This window comes from Pirellulales bacterium (assembly GCA_019694455.1).
Classification (GTDB): Bacteria; Planctomycetota; Planctomycetia; order Pirellulales; family JAEUIK01; genus JAIBBY01.
The window spans coordinates 11,902-33,146 of the sequence record JAIBBY010000053.1; the positions used below are offsets into that span (position 1 = coordinate 11,902).

A 21,245-nucleotide genomic window follows, 5' to 3' on the forward strand; every position below is an offset into this window, starting at 1 on the left:
TGTCGCTACTTCCTTTCTGACTAGGCGTGATGCACCAGGGCCGACTTGTCGACCTCGCAGTTGGCAAACTCGCGCGCGACGCGCCCCCGGCTCATCACCACAATCCGGTCGGAGTGTTCCAGAACCAGTTCCGGCTCCGACGACGCCAAGATCACCCCGGCCCCTTGCTGCTTCAATTGGGCGACGAGCGCCAACACCTCTTGCTTGGCCCCCACGTCCATGCCGCGCGTCGGCTCTTCCAGCAACCAATACCGCGCCGGCCCCAACAACCACTTGGCGATCACCACCTTCTGTTGGTTGCCGCCAGAGAGCGCTCCCGCCGCCAAGCGCGCGTCGAGCGGTCGGCAGCCCACCTGCGCCAATCGCGGCTCGGCCACCGCCATCTCCGGCCCGCGGCGCAGCCAAGGGCCCAGCGCCCGCGACAGATGCGCGAGCGTCACGTTTTTATACAGCGGGCTGGCATGCACCAGCGACTGCGCGCGATCGGCGCCGACAAACACAACGCCGCGGCCGATTGCCGCTCGCGGCGACGCGGCCAGCGCCGCGCCATCGACACGAACAGTGCCCCCCGTCGGCGCCAGTCCCCCCGCCAGCGCCCGCACCAGTTCGCTATGCCCGGCTCCCACAAAGCCGTAGATGCCCAGCGTCTCGCCCGGCGCGACCGACAACGTCACATCGCGAAAGGCCCCCTCCAATGTCAGCCCCTCGCACACCAGTCCCGGCGCGGCGCTCGTCGCCGGCGGCAGCCGCACGCGCCCCAGATAGCCCGGTTCGTCCGCGCTGATCTGGTGGCCCAGCATGGCGTGAATCACCTCCGCCTTGCTGAGCTCCGCGGCGGCGCGGGTAAAGACCCGCTGCCCATCACGGAGCAAGGTCACCCGGTCACACACTTCCAGCACATCCTCGATGAAGTGGCTGATGAGCACGATCGCCACCCCTCGCTGCCGGGCGCGCCCCACCAACTCGAACAGTCGCCGCGTCTCCGGCGGGCTGAGCGCGCTGGTCGGCTCGTCCAGGATCAACACCCGCGATCCGCTGTGCAGCCCCCGGGCGATCTCGACCAATTGCCGAATCGCCAACGGGTAGCTGTCGAGCCGGCGGCGCACGTCGACCTCGATCTGTAGCTCCGCCAGATACTCTTGCGCCGCGCGGCGCATGGCGCGCCAGTCGACGCGTCCCAACCGCGTGATCGGCTGCCGGCCGAGAAACAGATTCTCGGCCACCGACAATTGCCCCACCCCCGACAACTCCTGATACACCATCGAGATGCCGGCCGCCAGCGAACGCTGCGGCGTGTCCAGTCGCACTGCTTGGCCGTCAATCCGCGTCTGCCCCTCATAATCGCCGATCGCCCCCGCCAAAATCTTCATCAGCGTGCTCTTGCCCGCCCCGTTGGCGCCCACCAGTCCATGCGCCTCGCCCGCCACCAGGCTGAAATCCACCCCATCCAGCGCCGCCGCGCCGCCAAAGCGCTTGGTGATCTTTTGGCACTCCAGTAGCGGCGGCTCGGGCATGCGGCGGCTTCTCGCTATTTTGTTAGAGCCTGCTTCAACACCCTCGCCCCGGTACGCCGGGGAGAGGGCAGGGTGAGGGGCGAAGCGTCGAAAGCCGACGGCGCCCACGATCGTGCTGGTGGCGGAGACGGTTTTGAAATGTGCTGTAGGGACAAGCTCTGCTCGCCAACTCTAAACCAGGCAGTGCCGTGGATCGGCCAGATAGAGCTGCGCGTCGAGGTTGCCGCTCTCGCGCGAGACGAGCGGGCCGGGCGTGATGATCTGCGCCGGCACGGCGTCCACCGCCTCCTTATTCCGCACGATGAATTGCCCCAGCGCCAGCGCGGTCATGTGGATCAGGCAGACCGGGTTCACGGTCGTCGCGGCCAACCGGCCGCCGCGAATCCCTTCCAGCCCTTCCTTCTGCCCATCGACGGCGGTGACGACCATCTTTTCGTGCGGCGTCCCCTTCAGCGCCGGCACGCAGGCCAGGGCCATGTCGTCGCTGTGGAAGAACGCGCCGGCGATGGGCTCATCGGTTTGCAATAGCGACTCAAAGGTGTCGCGCGCCGTTTGCTTGTCCCAATCGCACCAGCGGACGCCGCCGCCAATCACCTCCACCTCGGGATAGTCGGCCAGGGCGCGGTCAAAACCTGCCTTGCGCCCCTGCGCGCCGGAATGCGCGCTCAGGCCGCCGATGTGGATCACCTTGCCGCGCCCTCCGATCGTTTTGAGCAAATAGCGGGTGCTGGTCTCCCCCATAAAGACCTGATCGGGCTGCACCTGCAGCCACACGCCCACCTCGCGCATCCGCGCCGGTTCGACCAACAGCGTGTCCATGCTGATCACCGGCACGCCGCGCTCCTTGAGCCGGCGGACCGGCGCCTCCAAGGTGTCGATGCCGATCGCCTGCACGCAGCAAAAATCCCAGTCGTCGTCGATCGCCAGTTCGATCCGCTCGCGCTGTTTGGCGGGGTTGAATTCCCCGTCTTTCCACACCACCTCAACGCCCAACAGGCCCCCCCACAACTCGGCCGTCTGCTTGCCGAGGGTACACCACGTGCTTTGTAGCCCGGCGTTGGAGAAGAGGGCCCGCAGCTTTTTGCCGCCACCATCGCCGGCCGTGGCGCTGCCGCTATTGGCTGCGCAGCCCGAGAGCACGCCCGCCAGACCGGCGGCGGAGGCCGTTTCCAAGAATCCGCGCCGACTCGCGCGAATGGTCGCTTCGCTCACCGTCATCCCTCGTCAATGCGTTTGCGGTAGCCGATTGGCAGTTGGTCAAACCGCTCATCGTACTGACGATAAGATGCCGCTCGCAAGCGCGAGGCGCTGCGGAACGCGAGGGAGCGTGTTGACTAAGCGCGGCGCCGCCGGCGTGCCGCCATGCCCAACGTGGCCGCGGCCACCAGCGCCATGACCAAGGTGGAAGGTTCGGGAACGCCCGCGATGCTGAACAGATTGTCGTTGATGTGCATGCCGTTTTTTGCCAACTGACCAGGCGGCGCGTTCACGTCGATTTCAAATAGCGTTGCTGTGTTGTCGGGTTGGTAGCGCAAAGCGCGGAACACGCCATTGCTGATATCGAATTCCGATATATAGATCGGATGCAAAGGCGCAAAGCGCCCGAAGTCGTGGAGCACATTGCCGGTCACGAGATCAAGCTGATAGAGGCTGGCATAGCCGCCGTACAGCGTGCCGTCGGACGCAAACTCGATCGCTCTCACGAATAGTGGTGAAGTATAGGTGGTTATGTAAGTGAGGTCGCCACTATTGGGATCGACCTTATAGAGGGTGCTACCCGAATTTGACACGGCGTAAAGTTCGCCGGTCGGCGACACCGTCATCGATGCCATGAGAATGGGCGCGCCACCATTGTAGGTGAGCGGTCCGATCAAGGTTCGCGCGGCGGTAACCGGATCGATCCTGAAGAGTTCTTCGTCGGCGCCCCACAGCGTTTGATGCGCTGGATCGTGGTCGAGGCCCACATACAGCGCAATTTGGTTGGGAGGCCCGACCCGCTCCAATTTGCCGTCGATCAAATCAACGTTTACCAATGAAAACTCAAGGTCTCGATCGTCAAAGTTCACGCCTGTGCCACCCAACAACTGAAATGCGGCGTTGGCGTCTCTTGGCAAATCAAAAACGGCAACCAGGCCTAACGCGGTGACGATCGCGACAAGGCGCGGCGCAACGCTCATACGGCGGCGGAATCGGTTCATCCAGCCCTCGAAAACTTGGGGAGTTAGTGAAGCAAAAGAAGGTTCAATTCGCGAACGGCTTCACTAGCGACTCCATGAGGGCGTTTGGTAGATCGACACTACGATAGCAAGCCGCGCTTCCCGGCTCAACTCGGCGGCGCGCCATTCAAGCCCTCGCGCCGGAGCGACCCTTAATGCGTCAGCTTCTTGTATCGAATCCGCTTCGGCTGGTCGGCGTCGGTCCCCAGCCGCTCGTGCCGCTGCTGCTCGTAGGTGTTGAAGTTCCCCTCGCACCAGTGGACGTAGCTGTCCCCCTCGAACGCCAGAATGTGCGTCGCCACGCGATCCAAAAACCAGCGATCGTGGCTAATGACCACCACGCAGCCGGCGTAGTTGAGAATCGCCTCCTCCAGCGCCCGCAGCGTGTCGACATCCAGATCGTTGGTCGGCTCGTCCAACAGCAGCACGTTCGACCCGCGCCGCAACAGCTTGGCCAGATGCACCCGGTTGCGCTCGCCGCCGGAGAGGCTGCCCACCAGCTTTTGCTGGTCCGGTCCCTGAAAGTTGAACCGCGCCACGTAGGCCCGCGAGTTGATCTTGCGCCCGCCGAGTTCAATGGTGTCGTGCCCGCCCGAGATCACTTCGTACACCGTCTGCTCCGGATCGAGCGCATCGCGATTTTGGTCGACGTAGCCGAGCTCCACCGTCGGCCCCACGCGTATCTCGCCGCTGTCGGGCTGCTCCTCCCCCACGATCATCCGAAACAACGTCGTCTTGCCCACGCCGTTGGGGCCGATCACCCCCACGATGCCGCCCGGCGGCAATCGGAAGCTCAAGTTGTCGATCAATAGCTGGTCGCCATACCCCTTCGACAGGTTCTTGGCCTCGATCACCAGGTCCCCCAAATGTTTGCCCGGCGGAATCTGGATCTCGAACTCGTCGAGCTTCTCTTGAAACTGCTGCTGCGACAGTTCTTCATACGCCTTGATGCGGGCCTTGTTCTTGGCCTGCCGCGCGCGGGGAGCGAGTCGAATCCACTCCAACTCGCGGTCCAACGTCTTTTGCCGCGCCGAGGCGGCCTTCTCCTCCCCCGCCAGCCGCTGCTTCTTTTGTTCCAGCCAACTGCTGTAGTTCCCCTCCCAAGGAATCCCGCGGCCGCGATCCAGCTCCAGGATCCAGCCCGCCACATTGTCGAGAAAGTAGCGATCGTGCGTGATGGCCACCACCGTGCCGGTGTACTCCTGCAAGTGGCGTTCGAGCCAGGCCACGCTCTCGGCGTCCAGGTGATTCGTCGGCTCGTCCAACAAGAGCAGGTCGGGGTGTTCCAACAGTATCTTGCACAGCGCCACGCGCCGCCTTTCGCCGCCAGAGAGCTTGGTCACGTCGGCATCGCCTGGCGGCAGGTTCATCGCGTCCATCGCGATCTCGACCTGTCGATCCAACTCCCAGGCGTTCAAAGTCTCGATCTGATCCTGCACCTTGGCCTGCTCCGCGAGGAGCTTTTCCATTTCCTCGGGCTCCATCGGTTCGCCGAACCGCGCGTTGATCGCGTCGTAACGATCGAGCACCGCCCGCGTCTTGGCCACCGCCTCTTGCACGTTGCCCCACACATCCTTGTCGGGGTTAAGTTGCGGCTCCTGCGACAAATAGCCCGCCGTGAAGCCGTCGGTCAGCCGCGCCTCGCCATCAAACTCGCGGTCGATGCCCGCCATGATTCGCAAGAGCGTGCTCTTGCCCGAGCCGTTCCGCCCCAAGACGCCGATCTTGGCGCCGGGATAAAACGCCAGCCAGATGTTTTCGAGCACCGCCTTCTGGTGGTACTTCTTGGTCAACTCGCCAATTTGATAGATGTATTGCTTGCCCATAGTCGTATTGAATAGTTCGCTAGTGACGAAGGAATAGTTTCAGTTCACGGTCGCCGTGGCGTGCATGCGACCAACACGATTGCCGCAACATGGCCACGACTTGGTGGGCGCCTGCTCACTCCCACTCGATCGTGGCTGGCGGCTTGGAGCTGATGTCGTACACCACGCGGTTGACGCCGCGCACCTCGTTGATGATCCGGTTCGACAGCCGGGCCAACAGGTCGTACGGCAGGTGACACCAGTCGGCGGTCATAAAGTCCTCGGTCTGCACCGCCCGCACCGCGATCACGTCTTCGTACGTCCGCGCGTCCCCCATCACGCCTACCGTTTGCACCGGCAGCAGCACGGCGAACACCTGCGACGTCTGCCGATACAGCCCCGCCGCGCGAATCTCCTCGATCACAATCGCGTCCGCCTCGCGCAGCTTGTCGAGCCGCTCCTTGGTCACCTCCCCCAGACAGCGCACCGCCAAACCGGGGCCAGGGAACGGATGACGCCAGACAATCTCCTCGGGCAATCCCAATTGCAGGCCCAGCCGGCGCACCTCGTCTTTGAACAGGTCGCGCAGCGGTTCGACCAGCTTGAAGCCCAGCTTCTCCGGCAGGCCGCCGACATTGTGATGCAGCTTGATCGTCGCGGCCGGGCCATCGGCGGCGGCGCCGCTTTCGATCACGTCGGGATAGAGCGTCCCTTGCGCCAAAAACTCCACGTCCCTTATCTTGGTCGCCTCGTCGACAAAGCAATCGATGAACGCCCGGCCAATCCGCCGCCGCTTCTCCTGCGGTTCGGCGATGCCGGCCAACTCGCGCAAGAAGCGCTGCTCGCCTTGCACCACATGCAGATCGGTTTGAAAGTGCCCGGTGAACTCGCGGATCACCATCGCCGCTTCGTCCTTGCGCAACAGGCCGTTGTCGACCAGGATGCACGACAATTGCGGCCCAATGGCCTGATACAGTAGCGCCGCCACCACCGCCGAATCGACCCCCCCCGACAACCCGCAAATCACACGCGCGTCGCCAATCTCGGCCCGCATCGCCTCGATCGTGCGGGCGGCGAAGTCTTCCATGTTCCAACTCGCCGAGGCATGGCAAACCGTGTGCAAAAAGTTGCCCAGCACCAAGGCCCCCCAGGCGGTGTGCGTCACTTCCGGATGAAACTGCAAGCCATAGATCGGCAGCTTGCGATGCTTGACCGCCGCGATGGGACACGTGCCGGTGCGGGCCAAGGGGGCAAAATCGTCCGACACCTGGCTCACCTGATCGCCGTGGCTCATCCAGGCGTCGATCGCCTCGGGCACGCCGGCGAAAATCGGGTCGGCGTGGGTGATCTCGACCCGCGCCCGGCCAAACTCGCGGGCCGGGGCGTTTTGCACCTGCCCTCCCAGCGATTCGCAGGCAAGCTGCATCCCATAGCAAATGCCGAGGATCGGGATGCCGAGCCGAAAAATCTCCGGATCGCACTTCGGCGCCCCCTGCTCATACACGCTCATCGGCCCGCCGGAGAGGATGATCCCCTGCGGCGCAATCTCGCGCACCCGCGCGGCCGACAGGTCATGCCGCACAATCTCGCAGTACACCTGCTGCTCGCGCACTCGCCGCGCGATGAGCTGGGCGTATTGCGAGCCAAAGTCGAAGACCAGCACCTTTTCGGCGGTCAGTCCGCTGGCGCCGGCAGCGGGCGTTTGAGCCACGGTCGTCATCGATCCGTCGATTCCCTGGGGCCAGAAACGAAAAAAGGCCCGTACGCGGACGGGCTTCGACGCCCGATTATATCGGCCAGCCAGGGCCAGCGCCTAGCGGTCGATCACTCCGCCGTCGTGGGGTCGATCATCGCCCGCACCTCCGAAACGCGGTTGGCCGGAAAGCCCCCCTGCCGGGCGTGCTCTTCAATCATGGCCTGGTTGGGCGCGATGTACACGCAATATATCTTGTCGTCGGTCACGTAGCTTTCGACCCATTGAATCTGCGGACCCAAATTCCGCAGCACGCCGCACGACGTTTGCGAGGCTCCTTTCAACTCCGCCGCGGTCAACTTCCCCGCGCCGGGCATCTCGCGTTCGATCACAAACTTCGGCATGGTGACCTCCCTTAAACTTCTGCTTCAAGACCCTCGCCCCGGTACTCCGGGGAGAGGGCAGGGTGAGGGGCGAAGCGGCGAACGGCGACCTCGCCCAAAACGGTGCTGAAAGTGGAACCAGTCATTGAATGGCGCTGATGACCTATTTCGCCACGGCCTTTCTCTTGCTCGCGCCGCCATTGGCTTCCGCCGCAAGCTGCTGTTGCCACTGCTCCAAAAGCTGTAGCGCCGCCAGCGGCGTCAAGTCGTTCAAGTCGAGCGTTCGTAATTGCTCCATCAGCGGATGCTCGATCGGCGCGAACAAGGTGAGTTGCATGCGCCCCACGCGCTGCCGCGCCCGTCCGCCCGCGATCTTGGGGCGCCCCGCTTCGTCGAGATGCTGGTTTTCTAACTGCGACAGTATCTCCTTCGCCCGTTCCACCACCTCGCGCGGCACACCCGCCAGTCGCGCCACCTGAATGCCGTAGCTCTTGTCCGCCGCCCCTTCCACGATCTTATGCAGAAAGACCACTTCCTCTTGCCACTCGCGCACCGCCACGTTCAGGTTCTTGACGCCCGGCAGCGTGCGCTCCAGGTCGGCCAATTCGTGATAGTGCGTGGCGAACAGCGTGCGGCAGCCAAGCCGGTCGTGCAGATGCTCGACCACCGCCCAGGCCAGCGACACGCCATCGTAGGTGCTGGTGCCGCGGCCAATCTCGTCCAGGATCACCAGGCTCCGCTCGCTGGCGCTATTCAAGATCCGCGCCGTCTCGGTCATCTCCACCATGAAGGTGCTCTGCCCGCGCGATAGCTCATCGCTGGCGCCCACCCGCGCGAAGATGCGATCAGCGACGCCGATCGTCGCCTCGCGCGCCGGCACAAAGCTGCCCATCTGCGCCATCAAGGTGATGAGGGCCACCTGACGGATATAAGTGCTCTTGCCCGCCATGTTGGGGCCGGTGATGAGTAGCATTGTCGGCGACTCCCCCCCCGCCTCGACATCGTTGGGGACGAAGGTGCCAGCCGGGTTGATGATGTCCAGCACCGGATGCCGTCCGTCGCGGATCGCCAGCCGTGGCTCATCGACCAATTGCGGCCGGCAGTAACCGCGCGTGCGCGCCAGATCGGCAAAGCTGGCCAGCACGTCCAGTTGCGCCAGTACGGCGGCCGTGACCTGCAACCGGCGCCCGTTAGCGGCTACCTGCTCGCGCAGCGCGATGAACAGGTCGTACTCCAAATCCTTGGCCTGCGTATCGGCGGTCAGCACCTTCTCTTCGTATTCCTTCAGCTCTGGCGTGATGTAACGTTCGGCGTTCTTGATCGTCTGCTTGCGAATGTACTCCGCCGGAATCTTGTGCCCGTGCGTGTGCGTCACCTCGATGTAGTAGCCAAACACCTTGTTGTAGCCCACCTTCAGGCTGGTGATGCCGGTGCGCTCGGTCTCGCTGGCCTGATAGTTGGCGATCCACTGCTTTCCGCCGGCGGCCAGATCGCGCAGCGTGTCGAGCTGCGCGTGATACCCCGCCCGCACAATGCCCCCTTCGCGCGTGGCCAGCGGGCACTCGGCCTCCAGCGCCGCGTCGAGCTTGGCCCGCAGATCAACGCATAGATCAAGCTCCCCTTCCAACCGATTCAACAGCGCGCTCGCCCGCGCCGCCAGCTTGGCCTTGAGCGGCGGCAACTGGTGCAGCGTGCGATTCAAAAAACTGAGATCGCGCGGCGTCGCCCGGCCAGCGATGGTGCGGGCAATGAGTCGCTCCACGTCGTAGACCCGCTTGAGCTGTTCGCGCAGCGCTTCCAGCAGCGGCGGATTGGCCACCAGTTCGGCCACGGCGTCAAGCCGCTCCTCCAGCGCCCCCCGATCGGTCAGCGGGTTGGCTACCCAATCAGCCAACAAGCGCGATCCCATCGCGGTTTGCGTGCGGTCGAGCACGCCCAACAGCGAGCCCTCGCGCCGCTCGTCGCGCAGTGTGCGGGTGATCTCCAGGCTGCGCCGCGTGGCCTGATCGATCTCCAAACAGGCGCCTGCCCGGTAGGCCGACAGCGCGGCGATATGGTCCAGGTTGCACTTTTGCGTCTCGGCCAGGTATTCCAAAATCGCCCCCGCCGCCCGAATCGCGGGGCCGTCGTCGTCGCCAAAGCCAAAGCCTTCGAGCGTGGCCGTGCCAAAGTGATCTAGCAGCCGCTGCCGCGCGGCCGCCAGTCCAAACGCCCAGGCCGGGCGCTTGGTGACCACGCAGCGCAGTGACGCCGGCAAGTCGGCGCCCTGTTCGTTGGCGCCCTGCTCGTCGGCGATCAGGCACTCGGCCGGCGCAATCCGCGCTAGCTCGTCGGCCAGTCGCGCCGGTGCCACCCGCGCGGCCGAAAATCGCCCTGTCGACAGGTCAATCCAGGCCAGCCCCAGTTGCTCGTCGCCAATCACCGCCGCCAGATAGTTCGGCTCGCGTGGATCGAGCAGCGCGTCGTCGGTCACCGTGCCCGGCGAGACGACGCGCGTCACTTCGCGCTTGACGAGGCCCTGCGCCTTCTTGGGGTCTTCCACCTGTTCGCAGATCGCCACGCGCCGGCCAGCGGCGATCAGTTTGGCCAGATACGCGTCCAACTGGTGATAGGGAAAGCCCGCCATCGGAATGGCGTTCTCCCCTTTTTCGCGACTGGTGAGCGCGAGATTCAGAATGCGCGCGGCCGCCTTGGCGTCGTCGTGAAACAGCTCATAAAAGTCCCCCATGCGAAACAGCAATATCGCCTCGGGACAGGCCCGTTTGGCGTCTTCGTACTGCTGCATCATGGGAGTCGGCGGCATGCGTGTGAACCCGCGGCGCGCTAGGAAATGGGACCGCGCTTCCGTGAGCGCGGCGACGGCGCATGCTAGCAGAACGCGGTAAGCCCCCTCAAGACGCGCGACGCGCCCACAGGCTGTTTAGATGCCCCAGGCAAGCAGCCGGCAGACGCCAGGACCGCTACGAGACGAATTGATCGTCCGCCTCGTCGGCGTGCAGGATCAGTTCGCCCGTGTCTTCGAGACGGCGAACGACATCGACGATTTGCTGCTGCGTTTGCTCGACCGCCGACAGGCGCACCTGCCCCAGGTAGCCCATCTCCTCGCGCAGCATCTCCGCCGCGCGACTCGACATGTTGGCCAAGATCTTCTCCTTGAGCTCGTCGCTGGCGCCCTTGAGGGCCAGGGCCCACTGCGAAGTCTCGACGTTCTTGAGGACCGTTTGAATGTCCTTGGCGCTGAACTTGTTCAGGTCCTCGAACACGAACATCAAGCGGCGAATGTCCTCGACCAGCGCGGGATCGTCCTGCGCCAGGTTCTCCAGCAGCATCCGTTCGGTCGCGCGGTCGCTCACGTTCAAGATGCCCGCCACGCTCTCGACGCCCCCCGCTTTCTCAAACGACTGGCTCATCACGCTGGCCATGCGCTTTTCCAGCCCCCGCTCCACCTGCTGAATGACCTCGGGGTTGGTTTGCCCCATGGTGGCGATGCGGCGAATGACCGACAACTGCCGATCCTGCGGCAGTCCCTTCAGAATTTCGGCCGCTCGCGATGCCGGCACATGCGTCAAGATCAACGCGATCGTCTGCGGGTGCTCGTCGATAAGGAACGTGAGCAGGTTCTGGCTGTCCACCCGCTGCAAAAAGGCGAACGGTAACGCCTCGATCTGTTGACGCACGTTGTCCAGCGTGCCGCCGGCGCTCTTGCCAAACGCCTTTTCGACCAGTCGTTTGGCGACGTCCAGGCCGCCCGATTCGCCGATCAGCGCATTCGGATTCGCGTCGGCGAAGTGCTTGATGACCTCTTGCTGCTCGTCGCCGCTGACGGCGCCGATCCGGGCGATCTCGATCGAAACCTGTTCCACCTGCTTCGAGTCGAGCTTCGCGAGGATTTGGGCCGCTTCCTCCTCCGGCAAACTCATCAGCACGACGGCCGCTTTGCGCAATTCGTTTCCGCTAGCCGCGTTCATGCAATCGCCGAGGTGAGGGCGCCAGACAAGATACCCGCCACGCGCGCGGACTGGGCCGGGCGGCGGCACATCAATCGGTATCGGCTGCGCAATCGCTACGGCTTGAGTCGATCGATCCGCCCCGTTACCAGCAGTCGGACGATTACTGCGGTAGTTCGCGAATCTTCAGATTCCGGAAATCCAGCCGCGAACCGTGATTCTGCAGTCCAATGTGCCCCTTGTTGCGCTCCAGCCCTGGATGCGCGGCGATCTTGTCCAGGTGCATCGACAAGTCCGCGTCGACCACCTGCTTGTCGTTCACCCAAACCTTGACCTTATGGCGATCGCAGACGATGCGCATCGTCTGCCACTCGCCCGCCTTCTTGGTCACCCGTGGCTCGGCCGCCACCACGTCGTAGACGCTGCCAGTGTATTGCGACGGCTTCAGATTCTCGTACTCCTTGGCGTAGTCGTCGAGCACCTGAATCTCCATGCCCGCGTACGCCGGATTGCCTTGCCGCGGGGCGCGCAAGAACACGCCGCTGTTGCCGCCGGGCGGCACTTTGAATTCGAGCTCCAGATCAAAATTGGCGAATTCTTTGCTGGTCGAAAGCCAACCGCCGCCGCTCCCTTCACAAACCAACAGGCCATCCTCCGCGCGCCAGGCATCGGCCGGACCATCGACCGCTTCCCAACCGGTCAGATCCTTGCCATTGAACAGCGGCTGCCACTGGTCGTCGGCAACTGCGGGAGAGATGGTCAGCGCGGCGAAGGCGAAACAGAGCATAAGCAATGTACGGTGCATGATGGTTTTCATCCTCTGGAAAACGAACGCAACGGCGCAAATTCAAAGTCGCTGCGTGGAATACGAGTGGCAATCGCCTTTGGAACTAAAGATAGCTTGGTCCATTTGCGGGTCAGGCCGACTATTCTAGTCGTTCATCCAGCGTGTGACAGCAACCTGTTCGGTATTTCGCCGCGCGGTTGCGGGTGCTCTAATCATGAGGGGAATTCCGGCTGCATTGTGCTCAAAAGGCCCACCAGTGCCGCATCGCGCTTGCCGCAACTATCGGCTGACTCGCGCCTGTTCTCGCCGCGAGCTATTGCGCGCCGGCGGGGCGAGCCTGCTCGGCTTGTCGCTCGCCGATCTCTTGCGGGGCCGCGCGGTCGCCAACGATAGCGTCGCCGGCGGCAGTTTCGGCCGCGCCAAGCGCTGCATCCTGCTCTTCATGTGGGGGGGCCCCGCGCAGCAAGACACCTGGGATCTCAAACCGCTCGCTCCTGCCGAGGTCCGCGGCGAGTTCCAGCCCATCGCCACGCGCACGCCGGGAATTGAAATCTGCGAACACTTTCCCCGCCTGGCCCAGCGCAGCGACCATCTGGCCATCATCCGCTCGATGACGCACAACAACGTCGATCACCTGCGCGCCACGCATTTTCTGCTCACCGGCCAGCCGCCCCCGGTGGGGGGCGATTTCGCGCACGATTGGCCCAGCATGGGCGCGGTGCTCGCCCGGCTCGGCCGCGGCCGCGATCCGCTCCCCCCGTTCGTCTCCATGCGACCGAAGCTGCCGAACGACGTCCCCCGCTTTGTCGAAGAGAGCCATGGACAATTCGCCGGCTGGTTGGGCGCCGCCTACGATCCCTTGTCGATCGACGCCGACCCGAGCCGCCCCGATTACCGCGTCGGCGATTTTGAACGCCCCGCCGAAATTTCCGTCGACCGCCTCGACGACCGGCGTGCGCTACTCACCGCGATCGACGCCCAGCGCCGCGCCACCGACGAATCCGTCGCCGGCATGTCGCGCCATTACCAGCGCGCTTTCGACATGCTCAACTCCGCCGTGGGCCGCGGCGCCTTCCGCTTGGAAGATGAGCCTGCCGAACTGCGCGAGCGCTATGGCCTCAATCCGCACGGCCAATCGGTGCTCCAGGCCCGCCGCTTGATCGAACGCGATGTGCCGCTCGTCACCATCTTCTGGCCCAACGACGGCATCAAGAACGTAAGCGTTTATTGGGACACGCACAGCCGCAACTTCGTCGACCTCAAGGAGCGGCTGATGCCGGTGGCCGATCAGGCGTTCAGCGCCCTGCTCGACGACCTGTCCCAGCGCGGACTGCTTGAAGAGACGCTCGTCATCTGGACCGGCGAATTCGGCCGCACCCCCAAAATTGGCCAGGTCAACAGCGATGCCGGCGCTGGCGCCGATGGTCGCGACCATTGGCCCCACTGCTTCACTTCGGTCCTCGCCGGAGGCGGCGTGCGCGGCGGACAGGTGTATGGCGCCTCCGATCGCTTCGCGGCTTATCCCGCCGCTAACCCCGTGCGACCAGTCGACCTGACCGCCACCGCCTATCACCTGCTCGGCGTGCCCAGCGAACTCACGCTGCAAGACCGCTCAGGCCGCCCGCTGGTGGTCTGCCCCGGCACGCCGCTTCACGACCTGCTGGTTTAACCACGAAACCGCTGCTCGCTGGCCGCATCTCTTCGCCGCCACCGGCAGGCGCGCTACAATCGGCGGATGAACCGCGAGCACATCCACTTCGTCACTGGCCGACTGGCAGAACATGCCTTGCGCCGGCAAGTGGCTGAACTGGCGGCGCAAGTCGACTTCGACGCCTCAATCAGCGTGCTCTCGATCAGCGTCGCCGCGCTCATGACCACGCAGTGGGCCGCGCGCAAACTGCAAATACCGCCGGGCGTCACGCGGGTGCTGCTGCCAGGGCTTTGCGGCGGCGACCTCTCGGTAGTCCAGCAGGCCATCGGCGTGCCGGTCGAGCGCGGTCCCAGCGATCTGCGCGAGCTGCCCGAGTATTTTGGCCAAGCGCCCACCCGCGACTACGGCGCTTACGACATCGAGATCCTGGCCGAGATCAACCACGCGCCGCGGATCAAGCTGGACGAACTGCTGGCCCAAGCCGAGGCGCTCGCCGCCGACGGCGCCGATGTCATCGATCTGGGGTGCGACCCCGCGCACGCCTGGAGCGGTGTCGCCGAGGCGGTTCGCGCGCTCCGCGACCGCGGTCTGCGCGTCTCGATCGACAGCATGCGCCCGGCCGAGATCGCGGCCGCCTGCGCCGCCGGCGCCGAACTGGTGCTGTCGGTGAATCAAACCAACCGTGACGCGGCGGCCGACTGGGGCGCCGAGGTGGTCGCCATCCCCGACCACCCGCACGACCTGCGCACACTGGACGACACGCTGACATGGCTCGCGCGCCGCGGCGTGCGGCATCGCATCGATCCGGTGCTGGAGCCCATCGGCTTCGGCTTCGCCGCCAGCCTGGGCCGCTACCTCGAGGTGCGCCACCGCTATCCCGAGGCCGAATTGATGATGGGCATCGGCAATCTCACCGAGCTCACCGATTGCGACTCGGCGGCGGTCAACGTGCTGCTGTTGGGCGTGTGCCAGGAACTTGGTGTCCGCAGCGTGTTGACCACGCAGGTCATCAACTGGGCGCGTTCGAGCGTCCGCGAGTGCGACCTGGCGCGGCGGCTCGCGCATTACTCCGTCACGCAACGCGCGCTGCCAAAACATGTGGCGCCAGAACTGGTCTTGCTCCGCGATCCCAAGCTGCTGACCTACGGAGAGGACGAACTACGGCGCATCGCCAGCGGCATCAAAGACCCCAACTATCGTGTCTTCGCCGAAGAGGGGGTAATTCACCTCATGGCCGCCGGACTGCACCTGTGGGGTAGCAATCCCTTCGACCTCTTCCGTCGCCTGCAAGCGCTCGAACCGGCCAATCTCGACGCCGCGCACGCATTTTATCTTGGTTACGAACTGGCCAAGGCGACCACGGCGCTCACCCTGGACAAGCAATATCAGCAAGACCAAGCGCTCCGCTGGGGCTATCTGACCCGTCCCGAAATACCGCATGCCCCGGGCCATCGCCAGTTGCCGGAATGAGGCGACTTCTCTCCTCCACAAGTCGCCAGCGGCGGCTTTTACAACCTCCGCCCGATTGCGACGGTTGTGGCGCGCGATGTGCAAATCAACGGTAATACGGACGCCCGGCCGATCGAAAATCTGCTGGCGGCCACCTTGACGATTGGGCAAACTAGAGAGAAGGAAGCTACGGTCGGGCGCGCTCGCCGTTGGCATGTGCGCTAGCCGCCCTGTTGGGAGATCATCGCGATGAACACCTTGCCGCGTGTGTGCCTGCTCTTCGCCTTTGCCACGAGCGTCTCGTTAGCGGTGGCCCAAGCGCCGCCGCAAGCTAATCCCCGGGCCGCTGCTGCGGCCGACAACGACCAGCCCGCCCCAGACGAGGCCGGTGAGGCCATCGCGGCCGACAACGCGACCGGCGCTAGCAACGAACAGCACGTCCATCACCATCACCATTTCTACCCCGTGACCCCTCCGCCGTTTTATGCTAGTCCGCCGGCGGGCAACATGAACCCGGATCAAGGCCCCTATGCGCCCCTGCCGCAAGCTGGCTATGGCGGCAACGGAGGTTACGGCGGCTACGGCGGATATGGCCGCGGGTTTTGGGGGCGAGGTGGTTGGGGCGGCTATGGCAACTTCTCTTCGACCGCCGCGCAAGGTTACATGCAGGGTCAGGCGGCCATGACGCAAGCCGCCGGCCAATACAACCTGATGACCGCCGAGGCCGCGCGCCAGGCCGAGGCCGCCCGCGCCGCGTACATGCAAAACCAGATGACGTCGGTCAACGACTATTTCCTGGAGCGCGAGGCCAATAGCTACTACCGCGATCAGGAAAAAATGGCCAAGTCCCCTCCGCTGACGCAGGAGCAACTCTATCAAATTAATGTGGCGCGGCTGCCCAAGCGATTGCGGCACGACCAGTTCAACGTCGTGACCGGCGAGATCTATTGGCCCGATGTGCTCATGCACAAGGATCTGGCGGCGGAGCGCGATGAGCTGAATAAGCTCTTCGCCGAGCGCACGCACGACAACAGCGGCGTCGGCTCCGAGAACTATCACGATGTGCAGATGGCGGTCCATGCCATGCAGCGCAAATTGCACGACGACATCAAATTGATGGAGCCCACCGAGTACCTGGCGGCGATCACCTACATCGACTCGCTGGCATTCGAGGCCCGCTTTCCCCCCAGCTCGGCGGCGGTCGTGACCCCAAAGCCCGCCGCGGCAGACGCGCCGGCCGACAATCAATAGCCGCCGCCATCTGGCGCCAACGCCGCGCGCGACCACAATAACACCATGTCGCGCGCCATCGAAACATCCCTGCCGCTCATCGCCGAGCTGTCGCCAGCGTCCGACGCCGAAGACTGCTTTCGGCGGCTGGTCGACCAACCGTTCTGCCTGTTTCTCGACAGCGCCCGCCGCGATCCCGCGCTTGGCCGCTATTCCTTCATTGCGGTCGATCCCTTCGACCGTCTCACGCTGCCGGTCGCTGCCACCGGCGCGCTGGCGCTGGTGCGCGAGCGTATCGCCCCCTATCGCGCGCCCCGCGTCGCCGGCCTGCCACCGTTTCAAGGCGGTGCGGCCGGCCTGTTCAGCTACGACCTCGGCCGCCAACTCGAACGCCTGCCGGCGCCCGCCTGCGACGAGTTTCAATTGCCCGCCCTGGCGCTGGGGCTATACGACCTGGTGCTCGCCTTCGATCATCTCGCCGAAAAGGCGTGGATCATCTCGCAAGGTTTTCCCGAGATCGAGCCTTCCGCGCGCCGCCGGCACGCGCAAGAACGCGTCGACTGGCTCAAGCAACTTCTCGAACGCGACGAGCCTGCTCGCGCTCCATCCGTCGACCTCCTGCCGCGCGCTGCGCTCGCGCCTCAATATGATGTGCATGCCCTGGCCGGCCTGACCAGCAACTTGGCCGCCGGCGACTACCTGGCCACCGTGGCCCAGGCGATCGAGTACATACGCGCGGGCGACATCTTTCAGGTCAATCTCGCGCAGCGGCTCTTATACCCCGCCCGCGATCACGCCGCCGATTTGTATCTGCGGCTGCGGCGTCGCAATCCGGCGACCTTCGCCGCCTACTTCGATCTGGGAACGGCGCAGATCTCCAGCGCCAGCCCCGAGCGGCTGGCGCGCGTCACGGAGGGCCAGGTCGAAACGCGCCCCATCAAAGGCACACGCGCGCGGGTTGCCCGCCCCGAGGCCGATCTCTATTCGGCCGACGATCTGAGGCAAAGCGAAAAAGATCGCGCCGAAAACATTATGATCGTCGACCTCTTGCGCAACGACCTGTCGCGCGTTTGCCAGGCCGACAGCGTGACCGTGCGCGAACTGTGCCGGCTGGAAGAGTACGAGTACGTGCAGCACCTGGTTTCGATCGTCGAGGGACGCCTCCGCGCCGACTGCGATCCGCTCGACCTCTTGCAGGCCGCCTTCCCCGGCGGCTCAGTCACCGGCGCCCCCAAGGTCCGCGCCATGGAGATCATCGCCGAGCTGGAGCCGACCGCCCGCGGCGCCTACTGCGGTTCGCTGGCCTATTTAGGCTTCAATGGCGACTTCGACGCGAGCATACTGATTCGCACCATCACCTGCTCGCAAGGCTGGTGGCAGGCGCCGGTCGGCGGCGGGATCGTCAACCAATCGCTGCCCGAGCAAGAATATGCCGAAACCTGGCACAAGGCCGAGGGTATGCTGCGCGCCTTCGTCCCGTAAGAATGAATACAGACTAGGCCGCGATCGCCAGGTCGCGCGCTCTCTCCGCCAGCCGCCGAACGAAGATGCTGCTGATTATCGACAACTACGACAGTTTTGTGCATAACCTGGCCCGCCATTTTGAGCGGCTCCGGCAGCGCACGCTCGTGGTCCGCAACGACGCGATCGATGTGGCAGCCGTGCGCCGCCTCGCCCCCGCGGCAATCATTCTCTCGCCCGGCCCCTGCGCGCCCGATCAGGCAGGCATCGGCCTGCAACTGGTCCGCGCCCTGCACCGCGAGATTCCCATGCTCGGCGTCTGCCTCGGGCATCAAACCATCGCGCAAGCGCTCGGCGGTCGCATCGTCCGGGCCACAGAACCAATGCACGGCCGCGACAGCCTCGTGCGCCACGACGGCGAGTGCGTATTTCGCGGGCTGCCGTCGCCATTTCGCGCGGGGCGCTATCATTCGTTGGTGGTTGACCCGGCGAGCTTGCCAGAGTGTCTGCACGTCACCGCCCAAGCCGATGGCGGCGCCATCATGGGCATCGCCCATCGCGCGCTCCCTATCGTCGGCGTGCAGTTTCACCCCGAGTCGATCCTGACCGAGCACGGCTACGAGCTTTTGGCCAACTTTCTCCGCTTGGCCCGCCTGGCCCCGCCAGCAGAGTCGCCGCGCGGCGAACGCCGCGACATCGAGCCGGCCGCGTGGACCGCTCCCCAACATTCGCACGCCCTCACCTTTTAGGAACTTCGCGCTTTGCAGCCGAACGAGTTGATTATCGAAGGGCTGGTCACCACACTCGCGGCGGATGGCGCGGTGAACATTGCTCCCATGGGGCCGATTGCCACGCCAGCCATCGATTGGCTGCTGCTGCGACCTTTCCAAACCTCGACGACTTTCACCAATCTTCGCCAGCACGGCGCCGGGGTGTTTCACGTCACCGACAACGCGCTCATGTTGGCGCGCGCCGCGATTGGCCAACTGGCGCCGCAGCCAGAGTTATTGCCCTGCGCCGCCTTGGAAGGCCGGATCATCGCCGACGCTTGCCGCTGGCACGCCTTTCGCGTCGAGCGAATCGACGACCGCCAGCCGCGCGCCCAGATTTGGGCCCGCGTCGTCGATTCGGGCAGCCGGCGAGATTTCCTGGGGTTCAATCGCGCCAAGCATGCCGTGGTCGAAGCGGCGATCCTGGCCACCCGAGTCGGCATCCTTTCAGCCGACGAGATTCAAGCCGAACTAGCTCGGCTGACCATCTGGATTGAAAAGACAGGCAGCGCGGACGAGCATCAAGCGCTGGCGCTATTGCGCCGGCATATCGACGCGGCGCTGAGCGCGCCCATGGCCAGCGCGCAAAGCGCCCCGCAGGCAGTCACGTCATGACTTTTGGCCTCGACACAAGCGTTCATCAGCAGCGCGCGAAAATGGCGCCGGCCGTGCGCGTCACCGCGCCAAGCCGATTGCACTTTGGCATGTTGTCGTTTGGCCAGCGCGGCGTCCGCGCCTTTGGCGGCGTCGGACTGATGATCGAATCCCCCGCTCTGGTGCTTGACATACGGCCGGCGCGCGCGTTCCAGGTCGCTGGTCCGCTGGCCGATCGGATTCGTGCCACAGCCGAAGCAGTGGCTCGCGCGCTCGGCAACTCAGCCTTGCCGCTATGCCAGATCGAGGTTGTCGCCGCGCCGCCGCAGCACGCGGGGTTAGGCAGCGGAACTCAGCTTGCGATGGCCGTCGCCGCCGGGCTGTACGCGCATCAGGAACTGGCGCTGCCGTCTGCCGCGGAGTTGGCCCAGATCGTCGGTCGCGGTCAACGATCGGCCATTGGCGCCTATGGATTTGCCCACGGCGGATTGCTACTCGAAGGGGGCAAACTGCCGGGCGAAGCGCTCGCGCCCTTGATCGCGCGCGTCGAACTGCCAGACGCCTGGCGCGTGGTGCTGGCCGGCGCCGATGGCGCCGCCGGCCTATCGGGCGATTGCGAACGTCAGGCGTTTGCCCAATTGCCGCCGGTCCCGCCTATAGTCACACAGCGGCTTTGCGAAATCGTGACCGAGCGGTTGTTTCCCGCCGCGGCTGCCGGCCAGTTCGACCGCTTCGCCCAGGCGCTCGGCGACTACGGCGCCTTGGCCGGCAGTTGTTTCGCCGCCGTGCAAGGGGGCCCGTTCAACGGACCGGCCGTCACCGCGCTGGTCGAGCGACTGAAATCCTTCGGCGCGCGCGGCGTCGGTCAAAGCTCGTGGGGCCCGACAGTCTTTGCCGTGGTCGATTCGGCGGCATCCGCGCGACACCTCACGGCCCAACTCGGCGACGCCAACGCTCGGGTTGTCCAACCGGCGCGTCGCGGCGCCACAATCGAACTTGGCTAGCGTTTGTTTCCAGACCCGCGCCCCGATGCGCCTTGGCGTTTCTTCTTCCTCCCTCCCCACCCTCCGTCCGCATCTCTGCGTCTCTGCGTCTCTGCGTCTCTGCGTCTCCGCGTCTCTGCGGTTCTTCCTCCACGCGCCACGAATCGCTACTCCATTCCGAAAACTCCGAAAACCCTTTCGCCGCTGCCGCGCGAGCATCACGGCGCAAGCCGTGTCACACCAAGAGTTTTGAAAAACAGAATCCCGCTTCGCGTTCGTTGTCGGACAGGCGTTTTCGGAGTCTACCCCCCCTGTTTTCGTGTTTTCGTTGCGATTCGATTCTTCCCTCCCTGCGGCCCGCCGTGCCGCAGCACACCTTGCCGCCGCACTTGCTCCACTGCTCACCTGACCTTTCTCTCGCATCTCTCCTCTGCGTCTTTGCGTCTTTGCGCGCCATCGCCTTTTCTTCCGCCTCGCCCCCACGCAGCGAAGCGCAGTAGGGGGAGAGGCAGCGACCGCAGGTCGCGGTGAGGGGGGCATTTTTTCTTCCCTCGCCGCGTGCCATGTCCACGCTTCGGCGTGGACATGCCGAACTACGCGCGAGCCGACTTCGGCCTTCGCCCCCGCGCAGCGAAGCGCAGCAGGGGGAGAAGGTGGCCGATAGGCAATTCTGTTCGGCGCGAAATTTGCGCCCTGGGAAAAAGATGGTTAAGTTGCGTGCCATGGCTCTTTAGGGAGGTCTGGCGAATGGCGCGCAAGAAG

General features: G+C 64.7%; 16 protein-coding genes. 7 read left to right on the forward strand and 9 right to left on the reverse strand.

Annotated elements, in window-relative coordinates:
- Positions 1-20: 20 nt before the first annotated feature.
- The 9 genes from K1X71_17385 to K1X71_17425 all read right to left on the reverse strand — a co-directional run bounded on the left by K1X71_17385 (position 21) and on the right by K1X71_17425 (position 12,363).
- Positions 21-1,514 (reverse strand): sugar ABC transporter ATP-binding protein, encoded by a 1,494-nt coding sequence (locus tag K1X71_17385; protein MBX7074917.1) that lies wholly within the window; start codon positions 1,512-1,514, stop codon positions 21-23.
- A gap of 171 nt (positions 1,515-1,685) precedes the next feature.
- Positions 1,686-2,726: a substrate-binding domain-containing protein gene (locus K1X71_17390; protein MBX7074918.1), complete on the reverse strand. Its 1,041-nt coding sequence runs from the start codon at positions 2,724-2,726 to the stop codon at positions 1,686-1,688.
- Positions 2,727-2,848: 122 nt separating this feature from the next.
- A complete protein-coding gene (locus K1X71_17395; GenBank protein ID MBX7074919.1) occupies positions 2,849-3,712 on the reverse strand; it encodes a PEP-CTERM sorting domain-containing protein in 864 nt (287 codons plus the stop codon).
- A gap of 170 nt (positions 3,713-3,882) precedes the next feature.
- Positions 3,883-5,556 (reverse strand): energy-dependent translational throttle protein EttA, encoded by a 1,674-nt coding sequence (ettA, locus tag K1X71_17400; GenBank protein ID MBX7074920.1) that lies wholly within the window; start codon positions 5,554-5,556, stop codon positions 3,883-3,885.
- A gap of 115 nt (positions 5,557-5,671) precedes the next feature.
- On the reverse strand, positions 5,672-7,255 hold the full coding sequence (guaA, locus tag K1X71_17405; GenBank protein MBX7074921.1) for a glutamine-hydrolyzing GMP synthase: 1,584 nt from the start codon (positions 7,253-7,255) through the stop codon (positions 5,672-5,674).
- Between the two features lie 104 nt (positions 7,256-7,359).
- Positions 7,360-7,632, reverse strand: coding sequence for a DUF4242 domain-containing protein (locus K1X71_17410; protein ID MBX7074922.1), 273 nt, complete (start codon positions 7,630-7,632; stop codon positions 7,360-7,362).
- A 142-nt stretch (positions 7,633-7,774) separates the two neighbouring features.
- Positions 7,775-10,414, reverse strand: coding sequence for a DNA mismatch repair protein MutS (gene mutS, locus K1X71_17415; GenBank protein ID MBX7074923.1), 2,640 nt, complete (start codon positions 10,412-10,414; stop codon positions 7,775-7,777).
- A gap of 157 nt (positions 10,415-10,571) precedes the next feature.
- Positions 10,572-11,579, reverse strand: coding sequence for a flagellar motor switch protein FliG (gene fliG, locus K1X71_17420; protein ID MBX7074924.1), 1,008 nt, complete (start codon positions 11,577-11,579; stop codon positions 10,572-10,574).
- A gap of 142 nt (positions 11,580-11,721) precedes the next feature.
- Complete coding sequence (locus tag K1X71_17425; protein MBX7074925.1) at positions 11,722-12,363, reverse strand: DUF1080 domain-containing protein; 642 nt, start codon at positions 12,361-12,363, stop codon at positions 11,722-11,724.
- 238 nt (positions 12,364-12,601) lie between these two features.
- Between K1X71_17425 and K1X71_17430 the strand changes: the two genes are divergently transcribed.
- From K1X71_17430 to K1X71_17460, 7 genes are all read left to right on the forward strand, one after another.
- Positions 12,602-14,014 carry a DUF1501 domain-containing protein gene (locus K1X71_17430; protein ID MBX7074926.1) on the forward strand — a complete coding sequence of 471 codons (1,413 nt, stop codon included), beginning with the start codon at positions 12,602-12,604 and terminating at the stop codon, positions 14,012-14,014.
- Positions 14,015-14,080: 66 nt separating this feature from the next.
- On the forward strand, positions 14,081-15,466 hold the full coding sequence (locus K1X71_17435; GenBank protein ID MBX7074927.1) for a dihydropteroate synthase: 1,386 nt from the start codon (positions 14,081-14,083) through the stop codon (positions 15,464-15,466).
- Between the two features lie 228 nt (positions 15,467-15,694).
- Entirely contained in the window at positions 15,695-16,696 is a 1,002-nt protein-coding gene (locus K1X71_17440; GenBank protein MBX7074928.1) for a hypothetical protein, read from the forward strand.
- Between the two features lie 45 nt (positions 16,697-16,741).
- A complete protein-coding gene (locus K1X71_17445) occupies positions 16,742-18,157 on the forward strand; it encodes an anthranilate synthase component I family protein (GenBank protein MBX7074929.1) in 1,416 nt (471 codons plus the stop codon).
- A 65-nt stretch (positions 18,158-18,222) separates the two neighbouring features.
- Positions 18,223-18,885, forward strand: a complete 663-nt coding sequence (locus K1X71_17450; GenBank protein MBX7074930.1) for an aminodeoxychorismate/anthranilate synthase component II — start codon at positions 18,223-18,225, stop codon at positions 18,883-18,885.
- A gap of 27 nt (positions 18,886-18,912) precedes the next feature.
- Positions 18,913-19,521 carry a DUF447 family protein gene (locus tag K1X71_17455; protein MBX7074931.1) on the forward strand — a complete coding sequence of 203 codons (609 nt, stop codon included), beginning with the start codon at positions 18,913-18,915 and terminating at the stop codon, positions 19,519-19,521.
- A complete protein-coding gene (locus K1X71_17460; GenBank protein MBX7074932.1) occupies positions 19,518-20,504 on the forward strand; it encodes a hypothetical protein in 987 nt (328 codons plus the stop codon). Before K1X71_17455 ends, K1X71_17460 begins: the two co-directional genes overlap by 4 nt.
- Positions 20,505-21,245: the final 741 nt, after the last annotated feature.